Here is a 17,339-nt window from a genome sequence, read left to right on the forward strand (position 1 = left end):
GCTCCTTGTGGGGCAGGCGGTTAACATCGGGCACGGTCCTGTTTTCGACAGGCCGTGCCCTTTGTCTTTTTCATCCTCCAGAATTCTTTCGTGGCCATGAACGAGATCACCACTTCCGAACAGCTTGACCTGCAAACCGCAGCCCTGAAGGTGCCGCCGCATTCCATCGAGGCCGAACAGGCCGTGCTCGGTGGCCTGATGCTGGACAACAACGCCTGGGAGCGGGTGCTGGACCAGGTATCGGATGGCGACTTCTACCGGCATGACCACCGCCTGATCTTCCGTGCCGTGCACAAGTTGGCCGACGCCAACCAGCCATTCGACGTGGTGACCCTGCACGAGCAGTTGGACAAGGAAGGCCTTTCTTCGCAAGTCGGTGGGTTGGCGTACCTGGCCGAGCTGGCCAAGAACACCCCGTCGGTGGCCAACATCAAGGCCTACGCCGCGATCATTCGCGAGCGCGCCACCCTGCGCCAGCTGATCAGCATCAGTACCGATATCGCCGACAACGCGTTCAACCCGCAAGGGCGCAACGCCGAAGAAATTCTCGACGACGCCGAGCGGCAGATCTTCCAGATTGCCGAGGCTCGCCCGAAAACCGGCGGCCCGGTGGGGGTCAACGAACTGTTGACCATGGCCATCGACCGCATCGACACGCTGTTCAACTCCGACAGTGACATCACCGGCGTATCGACCGGTTTCACCGACCTCGACGAGAAGACCAGCGGCCTGCAGCCAGCCGACCTGATCATCGTCGCCGGCCGACCGTCGATGGGTAAGACCACTTTCGCCATGAACCTGGTGGAAAACGCCGTACTGCGTACCGACAAGGCGGTACTGGTGTTCTCCCTCGAGATGCCAGGTGAATCGCTGATCATGCGTATGCTCTCGTCCCTTGGCCGTATCGACCAGACCAAGGTGCGTTCCGGCCAGCTGGACGACGATGACTGGCCGCGCCTGACCTCGGCTGTGAACCTGCTCAACGACCGCAAGCTTTTCATCGACGATACTGCCGGTATCAGCCCCTCTGAAATGCGCGCGCGTACCCGTCGCCTGGCCCGCGAGCACGGCGAAATCGCCATGATCATGGTCGACTACCTGCAGCTGATGCAGATCCCGGGTTCGGCCGGTGACAACCGGACCAACGAGATTTCCGAGATCTCCCGCTCGCTCAAGGCTTTGGCCAAGGAATTCAACTGCCCGGTCATCGCCCTGTCGCAGCTGAACCGCTCCCTGGAACAGCGCCCGAACAAACGCCCGGTGAACTCTGACTTGCGTGAATCCGGTGCGATCGAGCAGGACGCCGACGTGATCATGTTCGTCTACCGCGATGAGGTGTACCACCCTGAGACCGAGCACAAGGGCGTGGCGGAAATCATCATCGGTAAGCAGCGTAACGGCCCCATCGGCTTCGTGCGCCTGGCGTTCATCGGCAAGTACACCCGCTTCGAGAACCTTGCGCCGGGCATGTACAACTTCGACGACGACGAATAAGCCACCGGCCTCATCGCCGGCAAGCCATGAATCCGACAACCATCGTCGGATTTGGTCAAAATTTGTGCTATATTCCGCGCCCGCGATTTCCCTGCACACCAGAACCGGTCACTGACATGCAAGCAGCCAAACCACTCTACGACTATCCCAAGTACTGGGCCGAATGCTTCGGGCCAGCACCTTTCCTGCCGATGAGCAGGGAGGAGATGGATCTGCTCGGCTGGGATTCCTGCGACATCATCATTGTGACCGGTGATGCCTACGTCGACCACCCGTCGTTCGGCATGGCCATCATCGGCCGCCTGCTGGAGGCCCAGGGCTTCCGCGTGGGCATCATCGCCCAGCCGAACTGGCAGTCGAAAGACGACTTCATGAAGCTCGGCGAACCGAACCTGTTCTTCGGTGTGGCCGCGGGCAACATGGACTCGATGATCAACCGCTACACCGCGGACAAGAAGATCCGTTCCGACGACGCCTACACCCCTGGTGGCCTGGCCGGCAAGCGTCCGGACCGTGCCAGCCTGGTGTACAGCCAGCGCTGCAAGGAAGCCTACAAGCACGTGCCGATCGTACTGGGCGGTATCGAGGCTTCGCTGCGCCGCATCGCCCACTACGACTACTGGCAGGACAAGGTCCGCCACTCGATCCTTATCGACGCCAGCGCCGACATCCTGCTGTTCGGCAACGCCGAGCGCGCGGTGGTCGAGGTGGCCCAGCGCCTGTCCAACGGCGAGAAGATCGAGACCATCACCGATGTGCGCGGCACTGCTTTCGTGCGTCGCGACACGCCTCAGGGCTGGTACGAGATCGATTCGACCCGCATCGACCGCCCGGGCCGCGTCGACAAGATCATCAACCCGTACGTGAATACCCAGGACACCCAGGCCTGTGCCATCGAGCAGGCCAAGGGCGACCAGGAGGACCCGAACGAAGCCAAGGTCGTACAGATTCTCGACAGCCCGAGCATGACCCGGGAAAAGTCGGTGATCCGCCTGCCGTCGTTCGAAAAGGTGCGTAACGACCCGGTACTCTATGCCCATGCCAACCGGGTGCTGCACCTGGAGACCAACCCGGGCAACGCCCGCGCCCTGGTACAGAAGCATGGCGAAGTGGATGTGTGGTTCAACCCGCCACCCATCCCCATGAGCACCGAGGAAATGGACTACGTGTTCGGCATGCCCTATGCCCGTGTGCCGCACCCGGCCTACGGCAAGGAGCGCATTCCGGCCTACGAGATGATCCGCTTCTCGGTGAACATCATGCGTGGCTGCTTCGGTGGCTGCACCTTCTGCTCGATCACCGAGCACGAAGGCCGCATCATCCAGAACCGCTCGCACGAGTCGATCCTGCACGAAATCGAAGAGATGCGTGACAAGGTGCCGGGCTTCACCGGCGTGGTCTCCGACCTTGGCGGCCCGACTGCCAACATGTACCGCATCGCCTGCAAGAGCCATGACATCGAGAAGCACTGCCGCAAGCCGTCGTGCGTATTCCCGGGCATCTGCGAAAACCTCAACACCGACCACAGCTCGCTGATCGAGCTGTACCGCAAGGCTCGTGCCCTGCCGGGTGTGAAGAAGATCCTGATTGCCTCTGGCCTGCGTTATGACCTGGCGGTGGAGTCGCCGGAGTACGTCAAGGAGCTGGTCACCCACCATGTCGGTGGTTACCTGAAGATTGCCCCTGAGCACACCGAGCGTGGCCCGCTGGACAAGATGATGAAGCCGGGTATTGGCACCTATGACCGCTTCAAGCGCATGTTCGAGAAGTTCTCGAAAGAGGCGGGCAAGGAGCAGTATCTGATCCCGTACTTCATCGCCGCCCACCCAGGCACCACCGACGAAGACATGATGAACCTGGCCCTGTGGCTGAAGGGCAACGGCTTCCGTGCCGACCAGGTGCAGGCGTTTTACCCGTCGCCGATGGCTTCGGCCACGGCCATGTACCACTCGGGCAAGAACCCGCTGCGCAAGGTGACCTACAAGAGCGAAGGTGTGGAGATCGTCAAGAGCGAGGAGCAGCGTCGTCTGCACAAGGCGTTCTTGCGTTACCACGATCCGAAGGGCTGGCCGATGCTGCGTGAGGCGCTGCAGCGCATGGGCCGTGCCGACCTGATCGGGCCGGGCAAGCACCAGCTGATCCCGCTGCACCAGCCGCAGACCGATACCTACCAGAGTGCGCGCCGCAAGAACTCGACCCCGGCGGGTAGCCACAAGGTGGGCAAGGAGCAGAAGGTCCTTACCCAGCACACCGGCCTGCCCCCGCGTGGCAGTGATGGCAGCAAACCGTGGGACAAGCGTGAAAAAGCCAAGGCCGAAGCGTTTGCACGTAACCAGCAGGCGGCCAAGGAGCGCAAGGAAGCGGCCAAGGGTGGCAAAGGCAACAAGAAGCCGCGTCAGCCAGTGATCCCGCGCTGATTTCGGGGGCCGCTTTGCGGCCCAATCGCCGGCAAGCCAGCTCCCACAGGAATTGCACAAAGCCCAAGGGTTGCAGTGTACTTGTGGGAGCCGGCTTGCCGGCGATTGGGCTGCAAAGCGGCCCCTGTTACAGGTTTAGTCGGGCTTCTTGTCGACCCACTTCGGCGCCACCGGCGCAACAAAGCTGTCCATCCCGTCCAGCAGCTCATCGGGCTGCTGCCCCAGCAGCAACATCGCCCGATGCTGCGGCCGCACGAAGCCTTCTTCGACGATATGGTCGAGGAACCCGCCCAGCTTCTCGTAGAAACCGTTCACATCCAGTAGCCCCAGCGGCTTGGCGTGATAGCCCAATTGCCCCCAGGTCCATACCTCGAACAACTCCTCCAGCGTACCCAGCCCACCGGGCAGGGCGATAAAGGCGTCGCTCAGTTCGGCCATGCGTGCCTTGCGCGCGTGCATGCCGTCGACCACTTCCAGGCGGCTGAGGCCCTTGTGGCCGATTTCGGCATTCATCAGGCTCTCGGGGATGATTCCGATCACTTCGCCACCGGCCGCCATGGCCGCGTCAGCGACGGTGCCCATCAGGCCAACTGCGCCGCCGCCATAGACCAGGGTCAGGCCGCGACGGGCTATCGCCTGGCCCAGCGCGATGGCCGCTTCACGGTAAGCGGGGTTGGCACCAATGCTGGCGCCGCAGAACACACAAACGGAACGTACGGGCATTGCTCATCTCCAGTCACTCAGGCTGACAGGGTAAGGCCCATGTCCTACGGTTCCAAGGCTGGTTTCACTCCGGTCGGGAGAATTCGCAGATGGCGCCGGTCGCTCCATGGGCGTAGGCCGCCAGCAGGCTGTTCATCAGGCTACCAAGGGTCATTTCGTATTGCTCCTAAATGAGAGGTTGTCCCATCGTCCAATAAAAGGGCATGATGTGCCCTTGAATTGGTTGTATACAATCCATTGAACAATTCTACTGGCTGGCCTCTTGACAGCCCCTTGACCCATATCAGCAAGGGGCTGAACGGTTTCAGGCAGTCTCGCAATTGATAAAACCCTGCCAAGGAGATTCATGATGTTTGCGAAAGCTGTAGCGGTATCCCTGCTGACCCTCGCCAGCGCTTCTGTCTTCGCAGCCGAGTGCTCGGTGACTGTCGACTCCACCGACCAGATGTCCTACAACACCAAGGAAATCACCGTCGACAAGAGCTGCAAGGAATTCACCGTCAAACTGACCCACTCCGGTAACCTGCCGAAGAACGTCATGGGCCACAACCTGGTGATCAGCAAGACTGCCGACATGCAGGGCATTGCCACCGAAGGCATGAGCCAGGGTCTGGAAAAGGACTACATCAAGGCTGACAACGCCGCGATCATCGCCCACACCAAGATGATTGGTGCTCCTGAGAAGGAGACCGAGGTGAAGTTCGATGCTACCAAGCTGGAAGCCGGTGGCGACTACAGCTTCTTCTGCACCTTCCCGGGCCACATCTCGATGATGAAGGGCAAGGTCGTCGTCAAGTAATCAAAGGCTGACGGTGAACCCTGTGGGAGCGGGTTCACCGGGGCGCCGAACCCGCTCCCACAGGTCTTTCTACAGCCTGATCAAGGGGCGAACGGCAGTTCGCGCTTGTGCTGGGTCTTGCGGTAGGTAGCGACGATGATATCGAACGCTTCCTGGTCAACCGGCTGCCCATGCAGGAAGGCATCGATCTGCTGGTAGGTCACGCCATGGGAGGCTTCGTCCGGCTTGCCCGGTGCCAGGTCTTCCAGGTCCGCAGTCGGCACCTTCTCCACCAGTGACTCCGGCGCACCGAAGCTGCGCGCAATCGCCCGCACCTGGTTCTTCACCAGCCCGCTCAGCGGCGCCAGGTCGCAGGCACCATCACCGAACTTGGTAAAGAAGCCCATCACTGCCTCGGCGGCGTGGTCGGTGCCGATCACCAGGCCTGCGCGGGCACCGGCGATGGTGTACTGGGCGACCATGCGGGTGCGTGCCTTGACGTTGCCGACCACGAAGTCCACCAGCGTCGGCGAGCCGTTCTTCAACTCCACCACTTCAGCCGCAAGCGCCCGTACTGCCGGGGCGATATCCACGGTGTGCACTTCGTCGGCCTTGATCACTTCCAGGCACGCCTGGGCGTCATGCTCGTCATGCTGGACCTGGTACGGCAGGCGTACGGCGATGAAGGTGTAGGCCTTGTCACCGGTTTCGGCGCGCAGCTCGTTGATGGCGCGCTGAGCGAGCAGGGCGGCGGTCAGTGAGTCGACGCCGCCGCTGATGCCCAGCACCAGGGTCTTGAGCCGGGCGTTGGCCAGGCAATCCTTGATGAACGCCACGCGCCGGGCGACTTCGGCCTCGAGCGCGGCGGCGTCGGCGAACGGCGGCTGTACCTTCAGCGCCTGGGCAATCTCTTGCTGAACCGCTTGCATGGGTTACTCCTTGCTGGGGACTTTGAATACATGGCGCATGTAGGCGACGAAGTTCTCGTCGCGGCATTGGGTCTTGGCGGCTTCGTCCGAGATCTTGGCTACCGGCGCGCCGTTGCAGTCGGTCATTTTAAGCACGATGCTCATCGGGGCCACACCCGGGATGTCGCAAGTCAGGTTGGTGCCGATGCCAAAGCTGACGTTGATGCGACCGCGCAGGGCTCGGAAGATTTCCAGCGAGCGGGTCAGGTTGAGACCGTCGGAAAACACCAGGGTCTTGGTCATCGGGTCGATACCCAGTTTCTGGTAATGGGCAATGGCTTTTTCCGCCCATGCCACCGGTTCGCCCGAGTCGTGGCGCAGGCCGTCGAACAGCTTGGCGAAGTACAGGTCGAAATCGCCAAGGAAGGCATCCATGGTGATGCAGTCGGTCAGGGCGATACCGAGCAGGCCGCGGTACTCGCGCACCCAGCAGTCCAGCGCGGCGATCTGGCTGTCGATCAGTCGCGGGCCGAGTTGCTGGTGGGCCATGATCCATTCATGAGCCATGGTACCCAGCGGCTTGATATCCAGTTTCCATGCCAGGTCGACGTTGCTGGTACCGACGAAGCGGCCCGGGAAATCGTCGCGCAGCACGCGCACCACCTCTTCCTGCACGCGGCTGGAAAAGCGTCGGCGGGTGCCGAAGTCGGCCACCTGCAGTTCGGCCAGTTCATCTTCGTTGGCATGCGCGCGCAGCCAGTCGAACTTGCGGTATAGCTGGTCGCGGGCCTCGGCCAGGCGCATGCGCGGGTGCAGATGGCGGTTGCGCACTTCGCTGATAATCGCCAGCAGCGGCACTTCGAACAGGATCACATGCAGCCACGGACCTTTCAGGCGCAGGAACAGCTGGTCGTTTTCTATCCCCAGGCGTACGTAGCGCAGGTTGAAGCGGAACAGGCGCAGAAAGCGCAGGAAATCTGGTTTGAGAAAGCTGATGCGTTCGAGAAAGGCCAGCTGGCCGTCATCCAGGGTGAGGTCGCTGAGCAGTTCTAGCTGGTTGCGGATCTCGCCGAGGTATGGGCGCAGGTCCTCGCCGTTGCGACAGCGGAATTCCCATTCAACGTCGGCATCCGGGTAGTTGTGCAGTACGCCCTGCATCATGGTGAGTTTGTAGAAATCGGTGTCGAGCAGGTTGTGCACGATGCGCTCGGCGAATGCGCTCTCGCTCATCAGTGGGGCTCCGGAAGCGGCGAATGGCGGACATTGTGCCAGCCTTTTTGGCCTTGTTGTGTCTGGGCTGGCCTCTTCGCGGGTGAACCCGCTCCCACAGGGCCGCGTATCTGCCAAAACCGCGTGTTTTTTTCGTGCACCAGCTAGCCTTGAAACGGTGCCGCCTGTAGCAGTTGCGCACCAGCTGTGTGCAGTTCGGTGACGTCCGCTGTTACAGGGCGGTTGCACGTAAACACTTGCCAGGGTTGCAATGATGGCACTCGGCGGTTGCTCCTTGTCTGTACGTCTGGTGGCGCCTGCCGCGTGGCAGACGGTTGCACGCTCAATAAAGAAAAGGCCGTCGGTCGCCTGCAGGCAACCTGCGCAGTGTGTTTTGCCGGAAGACAAAACCTATGGCACGGCCCTTGCTCTGAGCACAGGGCTGAGAAGTTGTAGTGCCAACCAAAAAAACTCTAGGAGCACCACCTCATGTCGCAGACGTTTTACAAGAAAGGTTTCCTGGCTCTGGCCGTAGCTACGGCACTGGGTGTTTCTTCGTATGTTCAGGCCGACGTCAAGATCGGTGTAGCGGGCCCGATGACCGGGGCTAACGCAGCGTTTGGCGAGCAGTACATGAAAGGTGCGCAGGCAGCGGCCGACAAGATCAACGCCGCCGGTGGCGTGAATGGCGAGAAAATCGTGCTGGTCAAGGGCGATGATGCCTGCGAGCCGAAACAGGCCGTGGCCGTGGCCAACCGCCTGGTCGACCAGGACAAGGTGATCGGCGTAGTAGGCCACTTCTGTTCTTCCAACACCATTCCGGCCTCCGAGGTGTATGACGAGGCTGGCGTCATCGCCATCACCCCGGGCTCCACCAACCCACAGGTTACCGAGCGCGGCCTGGGCGCCATGTTCCGCATGTGCGGCCGTGACGACCAGCAGGGCATCGTCGCCGGCGATTACATCGTCGACGTGCTCAAGGGCAAGAAAGTCGCGGTGTTGCATGACAAGGACACCTACGGCCAAGGCCTGGCCGACGCGACCAAGGCACAGCTGGAAAAACGCGGCGTCAAGCCGGTGCTGTACGAAGGCCTGACCCGCGGCGAGAAGGACTTCAGTGCCGTGGTCACCAAGATCCGTTCCACCGGTGCCGACGTTGTCTACTTCGGCGGCCTGCACCCGGAAGCCGGCCCGCTGGTACGCCAGTTGCGCGAGCAGGGCCTGAAGGACGTCAAGTTCATGTCCGATGACGGCATCGTCACCGACGAACTGGTGTCCACCGCTGGCGGCGCGCAATACGTCGATGGCGTGTACATGACCTTCGGCGCCGACCCGCGCCTGCTCCCGGACAGCAAGGCGGTAGTGGAGGAGTTCCGCAAGGCCGGTACCGAACCTGAAGGCTACACCCTGTACGCCTATGCCTCGCTGCAGGCCCTGGCTGCCGCGTTCAACGGCGCCAAGTCGAACAAGGGCGAGGACGCTGCCAAGTGGCTCAAGGCCAACCCGGTGCAGACCGTCATGGGCGAGAAAAAGTGGGACTCGAAGGGTGACCTGACCGTGTCCGACTACGTGGTCTACCAGTGGGATGCCCAAGGCAAGTACCACCAGCTGGAAAAACAAAAATAACAACGGCCCACGGCCCGGGCGCGTCAGCACCCGGGCCAAAGCCCCGCGGTACCTGTCTTTATCCGTAGATCTGCACAGTACTGCGCTGCGAGGGCCGCCTGTTCCAGGCCCGCCGTGGTCGGCGCTCGTGCAATCTCAATCAGGTGAGATTGCGTTATGGATGGTATTTTCCTGCAGCAACTGGTCAACGGCCTGACCCTCGGGTCGGTCTATGGCCTGATCGCCATCGGCTACACAATGGTCTATGGCATCATCGGCATGATCAACTTCGCGCACGGCGAGGTGTACATGATTTCCGCGTACCTCGCGGCGATCAGCCTGGCATTGCTGGCTTATTTCGGTATCGAGTCGTTCCCCCTGTTGATGCTGGGCACCCTGTTGTTCACCATCGTCGTCACCGGCGTGTACGGCTTCACCATCGAACGCATCGCCTACAAACCCCTGCGCAACTCCACCCGCCTGGCACCTCTGATCAGTGCCATCGGCATCTCGCTGATCCTGCAGAACTACGCGCAGATCAGCCAGGGCGCCCGCCAGCAAGGCGTGCCAACCCTGCTGGAAGGCGCCTGGCGTGTCGAAGTGGGCACCGGCTTCGTGCAACTTACCTACACCAAGATCTTCATCCTGGTGGCAGCCTTCGTTGGCATGGGCCTGCTCACCTATGTGATCAAGTACACCAAGCTCGGCCGCATGTGCCGTGCCACCCAGCAAGACCGCAAGATGGCCTCGATCCTGGGCATCAACACCGACCGGGTGATTTCCTACGTGTTCGTCATCGGTGCGGTTATGGCTGCCCTGGCCGGCGTGCTGATCACCATGAACTACGGCACCTTCGACTTCTACGCCGGCTTCATCATCGGCATCAAGGCGTTTACCGCCGCGGTGCTCGGCGGTATCGGCTCGCTGCCTGGCGCCATGCTCGGCGGGATCATCCTGGGCATTTCCGAGTCGCTGTTCTCTGGCCTGATCAACTCCGACTACAAGGACGTGTTCAGCTTCTCGCTGCTGGTGATGATCCTTATCTTCCGCCCACAAGGCCTGCTGGGTCGCCCGCTCGTGGCTAAGGTGTGAACATGTCCATTGCCAAAACTGCCTCTGTTCCTGAAACCAAAAGTTTCGATATCAAACGCAGCCTGCTGGAGACCATCGTCGCCGGCCTGCTGGCACTCATCGTGTTCGGCCCTGTCGTTGGCGTGGTGCTCGACGGCTACACCTTCAACGCCGAGCCGCGGCGTGTGGCCTGGCTGGTTGGCGGGGTGATGCTGGGGCGCTTCCTGCTCAGCCTGTACCTGCAGACGGCCGCCGGCTCGCGCATGCTCCAGGGCTTCGAAAGCGGTGGCTCGGGTGTGCATGTGCGCGCACCGAACTACGTATCGCGGCTGCGCTATATCATCCCGGCGCTGGTGGTGATCGCCATTGTCTTCCCGATCTTCGCCAACAAGTACCTGCTGACCGTCGTCATCCTCGGCCTGATCTACGTGCTGCTGGGCCTGGGGCTGAACATCGTGGTCGGCCTGGCCGGCCTGCTCGACCTGGGCTATGTGGCGTTTTATGCCATCGGCGCATATGGCCTGGCGCTGGGTTATCAGTACCTTGGCCTGGGCTTCTGGAGCGTGCTGCCACTGGCGGCCATAGCTGCGGCGCTGGCGGGGTGCATACTCGGTTTCCCGGTGTTGCGGATGCACGGCGACTACCTGGCGATCGTGACCCTGGGCTTCGGCGAGATCATCCGCCTGGTGCTGAACAACTGGTTGTCGTTCACCGGCGGCCCCAACGGCATGCCGGCACCGGCGCCGACCTTCTTCGGCCTGGAGTTCGGCCGTAGGGCCAAGGACGGTGGGGTACCGATCCACGAGTTCTTCGGCTTCGATTACAACGCCAACCTCAAGTTCGTGTTCATCTACGCGGTGCTGTTCATCGTCGTGCTTGCAGTGCTCTACATCAAGCATCGCCTGACCCGCATGCCGGTCGGCCGTGCCTGGGAAGCGCTACGCGAAGACGAGATCGCCTGCCGCTCGATGGGCCTGAACCACGTACTGGTCAAGCTCTCGGCGTTTACCCTGGGTGCCTCCACCGCCGGCTTGGCCGGGGTGTTCTTTGCCACCTACCAGGGCTTCGTCAACCCGTCGTCGTTCACCTTCTTCGAGTCGGCGCTGATCCTCGCCATCGTCGTGCTCGGTGGTATGGGCTCGACCGTAGGCGTGGTGATCGCCGCCTTCGTGCTGACCGTGGCACCCGAGCTGCTGCGCAGCTTCTCCGAATACCGCGTGCTGCTGTTCGGTGTGTTGATGGTGCTGATGATGATCTGGCGACCGCGTGGGCTGATCCGCATCAGCCGTACCGGTGTGACCCCGCGTAAAGGAGTGGCGCCATGAGCGACGATATCATTCTCTCGGTCGACAACCTGATGATGCAGTTTGGCGGCATCAAGGCGCTCAGCGATGTCAGCCTGAAGGTCCGGCGCAACCAGATCTTCGCCCTGATCGGCCCCAACGGTGCGGGCAAGACCACCGTGTTCAACTGCCTGACCGGGTTCTACAAGGCCAGTGGCGGGCGCATCGAGCTGAACGTGCGCGGTAGCCACACCAACGTCATCCAGCTGCTCGGCGAGCGCTTCCAGGCGGCAGACTTCGTCTCCCCGGCGCGCTTCGCCAACCGCATGTACTACAAGATGTTCGGCGGTACCCACCTGGTCAACCGCGCCGGCCTGGCACGCACCTTCCAGAACATTCGCCTGTTCAAGGAAATGTCGGTGGTGGAGAACCTGCTGGTGGCGCAGCACATGTGGGTCAACCGCAATCTGCTGGCCGGGGTACTCAACACCAAGGCCTACCGCAAGGCCGAGAGCGACGCGCTGGACCACGCGTTCTACTGGCTGGAAGTGGTCGACCTGGTCGATTGCGCCAACCGCCTGGCTGGCGAGTTGTCGTACGGCCAGCAGCGCCGCCTGGAAATCGCCCGGGCCATGTGCACGCGGCCGAAGATCATCTGCCTGGACGAACCGGCGGCTGGCCTGAACCCACAGGAAACCGAGGCCCTCAGCCGCATGATCCGCGTGCTGCGCGACGAGCACGACATTACCGTGGTGCTGATCGAACACGACATGGGCATGGTCATGAGCATTTCCGATCATATCGTGGTGCTCGACCACGGCAACGTGATTGCCGAAGGCGCGCCGCAGGATATCCGCCACAACCCGACGGTGATCGCCGCCTACCTGGGTGCAGATGAAGAGGAACTGGTATGAGTGCACCCATTCTGGAATTGAAGGACCTGGACGTGTTCTACGGCCCTATCCAGGCGCTGAAGAAAGTCTCGATGCACATCAATGAAGGTGAGACGGTCAGCCTGATCGGCGCCAACGGCGCTGGCAAGTCGACCCTGCTGATGTCGATCTTCGGCCAGCCGCGGGCGGCGTCGGGGCATATCGTGTACCGCGGCACCGACATTACTCGCAAGTCGTCGCACTACATCGCTTCCAACGGCATCGCCCAGTCGCCGGAAGGGCGCCGGGTGTTCCCCGACATGACCGTCGAGGAGAACCTGATGATGGGTACCATCCCCATCGGTGACAAGCATGCCGACGAAGACATGCAGCGCATGTACGAGCTGTTCCCGCGCCTGAAAGAGCGGCGTAACCAGAGGGCCATGACGATGTCCGGTGGCGAGCAGCAGATGCTGGCCATTGCCCGCGCGCTGATGAGCCGGCCAAAGTTGTTGCTGCTGGATGAGCCATCGCTGGGGCTGGCGCCGATCGTGGTCAAGCAGATCTTCTCGACCTTGCGTGAATTGGCCAAGACCGGGATGACCATCTTCCTGGTGGAGCAGAACGCCAACCATGCGCTGAAACTGTCGGACCGGGCTTATGTGATGGTCAACGGGCAGATTCGCATGAGCGGCACGGGGCAGGAGCTGTTGGTCAACGAGGAAGTGCGCAACGCCTATCTCGGCGGGCATTGAGTTGCATTCGGGGGCCGCTTTGCGGCCTGTGGGAGCGGCCTTGCGTCGCGATGGGCCGCAAAGCGGCCCCCGAAGCCAATGTGGACAACCTTTTGAACACCTCTCCCCAATTACTCCACAACCCCTCTACAAACCCTTGTTTCCACAGGACCATTTTTTTCCACGGATAATGTGGAACCGCCTGTGGAAAACATGGTGGCATCTCACTCAAGCCCTTTGATACCAAGCCCTGCAGCTTCATGATCATTTTTTGATCACAGGCGCCTTGTGGATGATTTTCCCAGGTTTTTCAAAGCCCTGCATTCATTCCAAGGCTCGCGCAAAACCTGTGGATAACCCTGTGAAAAAACCTTGGACAGACCGCTGCAGACGGCATGCTTGAAAGCCTTGCGCCATCACCGAAAAGATATCCATCGACCACAAGTCGCTGAAAGGGTTCCGCACCGTGGACAAGTTGCCCCCAATCCGTGGGGAAAGCCTTGTGGATAACATGCGCATAGCTGGTGCCGACCCCTCTGCTGCAAGGGTTTGCCGCATATGATCAAAAAATGAACAGTGCCCTGGGCGGGTTGCTGCAAGCGCCCGGCGCGGGCATGCTGCAAGCCTGCCGATGACAATCCACCGTGAGGAACAGAGCATGACGTCCACCGTATTCATCACTGGCGCGACTTCCGGTTTTGGTGAGGCCACTGCCCGCCGTTTTGCCGAAGCTGGTTGGAAGCTGGTGCTCACTGGCCGCCGCAAGGAGCGCCTGGACGCCCTGTGCGCCGAATTGTCGGCCAAGACCGAAGTACACGGCCTGGTACTCGACGTGCGTGACCGCAAAGCCATGGAGCAGGCCATCGCCAACTTGCCGGCTGGCTTCGACAAGTTGCGCGGCCTGGTCAACAACGCAGGCTTGGCGCTAGGGGTGGACGCGGCGCAGAACTGCAGCCTGGACGACTGGGAAACCATGGTCGACACCAACATCAAGGGCCTGATGTACACCACCCGCTTGCTGCTGCCACGGCTGATCGCCCATGGCCGTGGGGCGTCGATCCTCAACGTAGGTTCAGTGGCGGGCAACTACCCGTACCCAGGCAGCAACGTGTATGGCGGCACCAAGGCCTTCGTCGGCCAGTTCTCGTTGAGCCTGCGCTGCGACCTGCGGGGTACGGGCGTGCGCGTGAGCAATATCGAGCCGGGCCTGTGCGAGAGCGAGTTCTCGCTGGTGCGCTTTGGCGGTGACCAGGCCAAATACGACGCCACCTACGCCGGTGCCGAGCCGATCCAGCCGCAGGACATTGCCGAGACCATCTTCTGGATCCTCAACCAGCCGGCGCATATCAATATCAACAGCCTCGAGCTGATGCCGGTGAGCCAGGACTGGGCAGGGTTCTCGATCGACCGGTCGGCCAAGGCCTGATCAAAAGGCGGGGCCGCTTTGCGGCCCATTCGCAGCACAAGGCTGCTCCTACAGGATTGGCACTGGTTTCAGGTGCGCCGCTTTCCCTGTAGGAGCAGCCTTGTGCTGCGAAAGCGTCAGCCCAGGCGCTGCAACCCTTCCAGGCAAGTCGCCAAGTGGTAGGGAGTAGTCGAAGGCATATCATGCCGGCTGACACTGCCTTGCCCATCCCGGCACTCATACCAGCCCGCCTCACGCAGGAACCGCGTTTCCAGAGCCTGCAACTGCCCGGCAAGCTTGCTCTCGCCCCCTGTCCGCAACACCAGCGCCCGCAGGTATTCCGCCTGTGCCCAGATCCGCTGGGTGGCGTCGAGCACCCGGCCATCCACATCCAGCATCGCCAGCACAGCGGCATCCTTCACCCCGTATTGCTCGGCGTAGCCGAAAGCCCGGTCGATGGACGCATGCAGCGGCGTATCTCGCAGCAGTGGCGAGGTATGCAGGAGGTAGAACCACTCGAACTGGTGCCCCGGCTCGAACCAGTTATCCACAGTGCCGCGTGGCTTTTCCAGCATCAGGCCGTGGGCGGGGTCGATGAAGTGTTCCTGCAGCGCGTCGCACAGGTGCAGCAACGACTGCTGGGCATGCTTGTCGTCACGCACCGCCAGCACCTGCAGGAAGGCTTCGGCCAGGTGCATCTGCGGGTTTTGCAGCGGGCCGCTGCCAAGGTCTGCCCAGTCTTCAGCGAGGCTGGCTTCGTACAGGCCGTCGTCGCGGGCGAACTGCTGGTCGATGATGTCCAGCGCGGCGTTCAGCGTGGACTCCACGAGGTTTTCACGCACCTTGCCCCAGTAGTGCGCACAGGCGAAGACGATGAACGCGTGGGTGTAAAGGTCCTTGCGTCGGTCCAGCGGTTTGCCCTGGGCGTCGATGCTATAGAACCAGCCGCCGTGTTCGGCGTCGTGGAAGTGCTTCTGCAGCGAGCGGAACAAGGCGGCCGCACGCTCGGCTGCACCCGGTTGCCCGATGCGGCTGCTGAACAGGTAAAGCTGCCTTGCGCAGGCCATGGCCCGGTAGCGCTGCACCGGCAATGGCTGGTGCTGGGCATCCAGTGCCTCGTAAGGCAGGGCCATGTCGGCGTTCCAGCCCGGGCCTTGCCACAACGGCACGATGCGTTCGGCGAAGTGCTGGTTGAAGCGGGCCAGTTCGGGCAGGGTGGGGCGGGGGTCGGACATTTCGGCGCTCGTCGCTGTCGGGCAGGGCGCCATGGTAGCAGAACTGGGTTGTGGGTAGCCTGTGCCAGCCTCTTCGCGGGCACAGGCTACCGATCAGCCCGGGTTGCCAAGCCCCTGCCAATGCCGCGCCCCTACGAAGATGAAGCGCAACTGCTGGGTGATCTTTTCCTGGGGCGTCAACGCCTGTGGATAACCCGCTTCGGGGCTGTCGATAAGCTCTGGCAGGGTGGCGAACACGGTTTTCACCACCAGGTCGGCCATCACCGCCAGCGCGGCGCTGTCCAGGTGCTGCCAGCGCTTCATCCGCGCCAGGTCGGTGGCCAGGTCGTCGCTGATGTCCTGGCGCAAGCGGGCAATGGCCTGGCGTACGGCCTGTGAACCGCCGTACTGCTCACGGGCGAGGAACAGGAACTGCGCACGGTGGGCGGCGACCACATCGAGAAAGATGCGCACCGAGGCGTCGGTGATGCCGCCCAGTTCGAATTCGTTCTGGCGCACCAGGCGGATGGTCTGGCGGAAGGTAGTGTCGACCTCGGCAACCAGGGCCAGGCCCAGGGCGTCCATGTCGGAAAAATGCCGGTAGAAGCCGGTGGGTACGATGCCGGCCGTCTTTGCCACTTCGCGCAGGCTGATACTGCCGAAACCACGGCCACTCTCCATGAGCTGGCAGGCAGCATCGAGTAGGGCCTGGCGGGTCTGTAGCTTCTGTTCGGCGCGCGGCAGCATGGTGCGGGTTTCTATGGCGGTAAGGCAGGGCACTCTAGTGAAAAAAACAAAGCCCGGTCAATGGACCGGGCCTGGAGGGGAGCTGGCGTTGTGACATAGATTGTTCTTTTCGGTCATGGCGATCAGCTCACACGGCTGATTTCAACCAGGCGATCGGAACCACCCTCGGCAACACGGCCAGTACGTTCGATCAGGCGATCGGAACCACCCTCGGCAACGCGGCCAGTACGTTCGATCAGGCGATCGGAACCACCCTCGGCAACGCGGCCAGTACGTTCGATCAGGCGATCGGAGCCACCCTCGGCAACGCGGCCAGTACGTTCGATCAGGCGATCGGAGCCACCCTCGGCAACGCGGCCAGTACGTTCGATCAGGCGATCGGAGCCACCTTCGGCAACGCGGCCACTACGTTCGATCAGGCGATCGGAGCCACCTTCGGCAACGCGGCCACTACGTTCGATCAGGCGGTCGGAGCCACCTTCGGCAACGCGGGCACTACGTTCGATCAGGCGATCAGCACCACCTTCAGCAACGGTCTTCAGCGGCTGGGCGATTTCAGCAGCGCTGGAGCGCGATTCGGCGGTCAGGTGTTGCTCGTCGGCTGGCAGGGCAAAAGCGTTGGCAGCCAGGATGGACAGGGTCAGGGTCAGCAGATGGCGTTTCATGATTTCGGTGCTCCTCTCGGGGGCTGGAAAGTGGGTACGGAGCCAATGCTACGCCGCGTAACGCCAGAGAGAAGTTCATACGGGTAATGGTAACAATCGACCGTATTGATAGAGATTTGAAACTGCTCTAGAAAGCACTTTACAGGCCGTTAGATGGCAATTTGATGGTGCTTTTTGCAGGTAACACGCACGGTCTGGCGCGACGATTTGCTGA

General features: G+C 61.8%; 15 protein-coding genes. 9 read left to right on the forward strand and 6 right to left on the reverse strand.

Going from position 1 to position 17,339, the window contains the following annotated elements; translation table 11 throughout:
• The first annotated feature begins 96 nt into the window (after positions 1 to 96).
• Both dnaB and CAG18_RS11660 read left to right on the forward strand, forming a co-directional pair.
• Positions 97 to 1,494 carry a replicative DNA helicase gene (gene dnaB, locus CAG18_RS11655; RefSeq protein ID WP_015271992.1) on the forward strand — a complete coding sequence of 466 codons (1,398 nt, stop codon included), beginning with the start codon at positions 97 to 99 and terminating at the stop codon, positions 1,492 to 1,494.
• Between the two features lie 116 nt (positions 1,495 to 1,610).
• Positions 1,611 to 3,911, forward strand: coding sequence for a YgiQ family radical SAM protein (locus CAG18_RS11660; protein WP_013974417.1), 2,301 nt, complete (start codon positions 1,611 to 1,613; stop codon positions 3,909 to 3,911).
• A gap of 135 nt (positions 3,912 to 4,046) precedes the next feature.
• On the opposite strand, the gene CAG18_RS11665 is transcribed toward CAG18_RS11660, so the two are convergent.
• Positions 4,047 to 4,634 carry a TIGR00730 family Rossman fold protein gene (locus CAG18_RS11665; protein ID WP_023660590.1) on the reverse strand — a complete coding sequence of 196 codons (588 nt, stop codon included), beginning with the start codon at positions 4,632 to 4,634 and terminating at the stop codon, positions 4,047 to 4,049.
• 349 nt (positions 4,635 to 4,983) lie between these two features.
• On the opposite strand from CAG18_RS11665, the gene azu reads away from it, so the two are divergent.
• Entirely contained in the window at positions 4,984 to 5,433 is a 450-nt protein-coding gene (gene azu, locus CAG18_RS11670; RefSeq protein ID WP_015271990.1) for an azurin, read from the forward strand.
• Positions 5,434 to 5,513: 80 nt separating this feature from the next.
• Here the strand turns inward: azu and nadE are convergent, their stop codons facing one another.
• A complete protein-coding gene (gene nadE, locus CAG18_RS11675; protein WP_013974414.1) occupies positions 5,514 to 6,341 on the reverse strand; it encodes an ammonia-dependent NAD(+) synthetase in 828 nt (275 codons plus the stop codon).
• A gap of 3 nt (positions 6,342 to 6,344) precedes the next feature.
• Positions 6,345 to 7,550, reverse strand: coding sequence for a nicotinate phosphoribosyltransferase (gene pncB / locus CAG18_RS11680; protein ID WP_015271989.1), 1,206 nt, complete (start codon positions 7,548 to 7,550; stop codon positions 6,345 to 6,347).
• A gap of 468 nt (positions 7,551 to 8,018) precedes the next feature.
• On the opposite strand from pncB, the gene CAG18_RS11685 reads away from it, so the two are divergent.
• The 6 genes from CAG18_RS11685 to CAG18_RS11710 all read left to right on the forward strand — a co-directional run bounded on the left by CAG18_RS11685 (position 8,019) and on the right by CAG18_RS11710 (position 14,520).
• A complete protein-coding gene (locus tag CAG18_RS11685; protein WP_015271988.1) occupies positions 8,019 to 9,155 on the forward strand; it encodes a branched-chain amino acid ABC transporter substrate-binding protein in 1,137 nt (378 codons plus the stop codon).
• A gap of 156 nt (positions 9,156 to 9,311) precedes the next feature.
• A complete protein-coding gene (locus CAG18_RS11690) occupies positions 9,312 to 10,226 on the forward strand; it encodes a branched-chain amino acid ABC transporter permease (protein ID WP_013974411.1) in 915 nt (304 codons plus the stop codon).
• A gap of 2 nt (positions 10,227 to 10,228) precedes the next feature.
• The gene (gene livM, locus CAG18_RS11695; protein WP_015271987.1) at positions 10,229 to 11,530 is read left to right on the forward strand and encodes a high-affinity branched-chain amino acid ABC transporter permease LivM; all 1,302 of its coding nucleotides are present in this window, start codon (positions 10,229 to 10,231) and stop codon (positions 11,528 to 11,530) included.
• On the forward strand, positions 11,527 to 12,402 hold the full coding sequence (locus CAG18_RS11700) for an ATP-binding cassette domain-containing protein (RefSeq protein ID WP_010955466.1): 876 nt from the start codon (positions 11,527 to 11,529) through the stop codon (positions 12,400 to 12,402). The genes livM and CAG18_RS11700 overlap by 4 nt, the downstream gene beginning before the upstream one ends.
• Complete coding sequence (locus tag CAG18_RS11705; RefSeq protein WP_015271986.1) at positions 12,399 to 13,115, forward strand: ABC transporter ATP-binding protein; 717 nt, start codon at positions 12,399 to 12,401, stop codon at positions 13,113 to 13,115. The genes CAG18_RS11700 and CAG18_RS11705 overlap by 4 nt, the downstream gene beginning before the upstream one ends.
• Positions 13,116 to 13,752: 637 nt before the next feature.
• Positions 13,753 to 14,520, forward strand: a complete 768-nt coding sequence (locus CAG18_RS11710; RefSeq protein WP_003259040.1) for an SDR family oxidoreductase — start codon at positions 13,753 to 13,755, stop codon at positions 14,518 to 14,520.
• A gap of 116 nt (positions 14,521 to 14,636) precedes the next feature.
• On the opposite strand, the gene CAG18_RS11715 is transcribed toward CAG18_RS11710, so the two are convergent.
• The 3 genes from CAG18_RS11715 to CAG18_RS11725 all read right to left on the reverse strand — a co-directional run bounded on the left by CAG18_RS11715 (position 14,637) and on the right by CAG18_RS11725 (position 17,125).
• Positions 14,637 to 15,734 (reverse strand): AGE family epimerase/isomerase, encoded by a 1,098-nt coding sequence (locus tag CAG18_RS11715; protein WP_015271985.1) that lies wholly within the window; start codon positions 15,732 to 15,734, stop codon positions 14,637 to 14,639.
• A 93-nt stretch (positions 15,735 to 15,827) separates the two neighbouring features.
• Positions 15,828 to 16,460, reverse strand: a complete 633-nt coding sequence (gene fabR, locus CAG18_RS11720; RefSeq protein WP_015271984.1) for an HTH-type transcriptional repressor FabR — start codon at positions 16,458 to 16,460, stop codon at positions 15,828 to 15,830.
• Positions 16,461 to 16,582: 122 nt separating this feature from the next.
• A complete protein-coding gene (locus CAG18_RS11725; RefSeq protein ID WP_085720926.1) occupies positions 16,583 to 17,125 on the reverse strand; it encodes a phage infection protein in 543 nt (180 codons plus the stop codon).
• Positions 17,126 to 17,339: the final 214 nt, after the last annotated feature.

It is taken from the genome of Pseudomonas sp. B22(2017), assembly GCF_002113105.1.
Lineage (GTDB): Bacteria > Pseudomonadota > Gammaproteobacteria > Pseudomonadales > Pseudomonadaceae > Aquipseudomonas > Aquipseudomonas asiatica.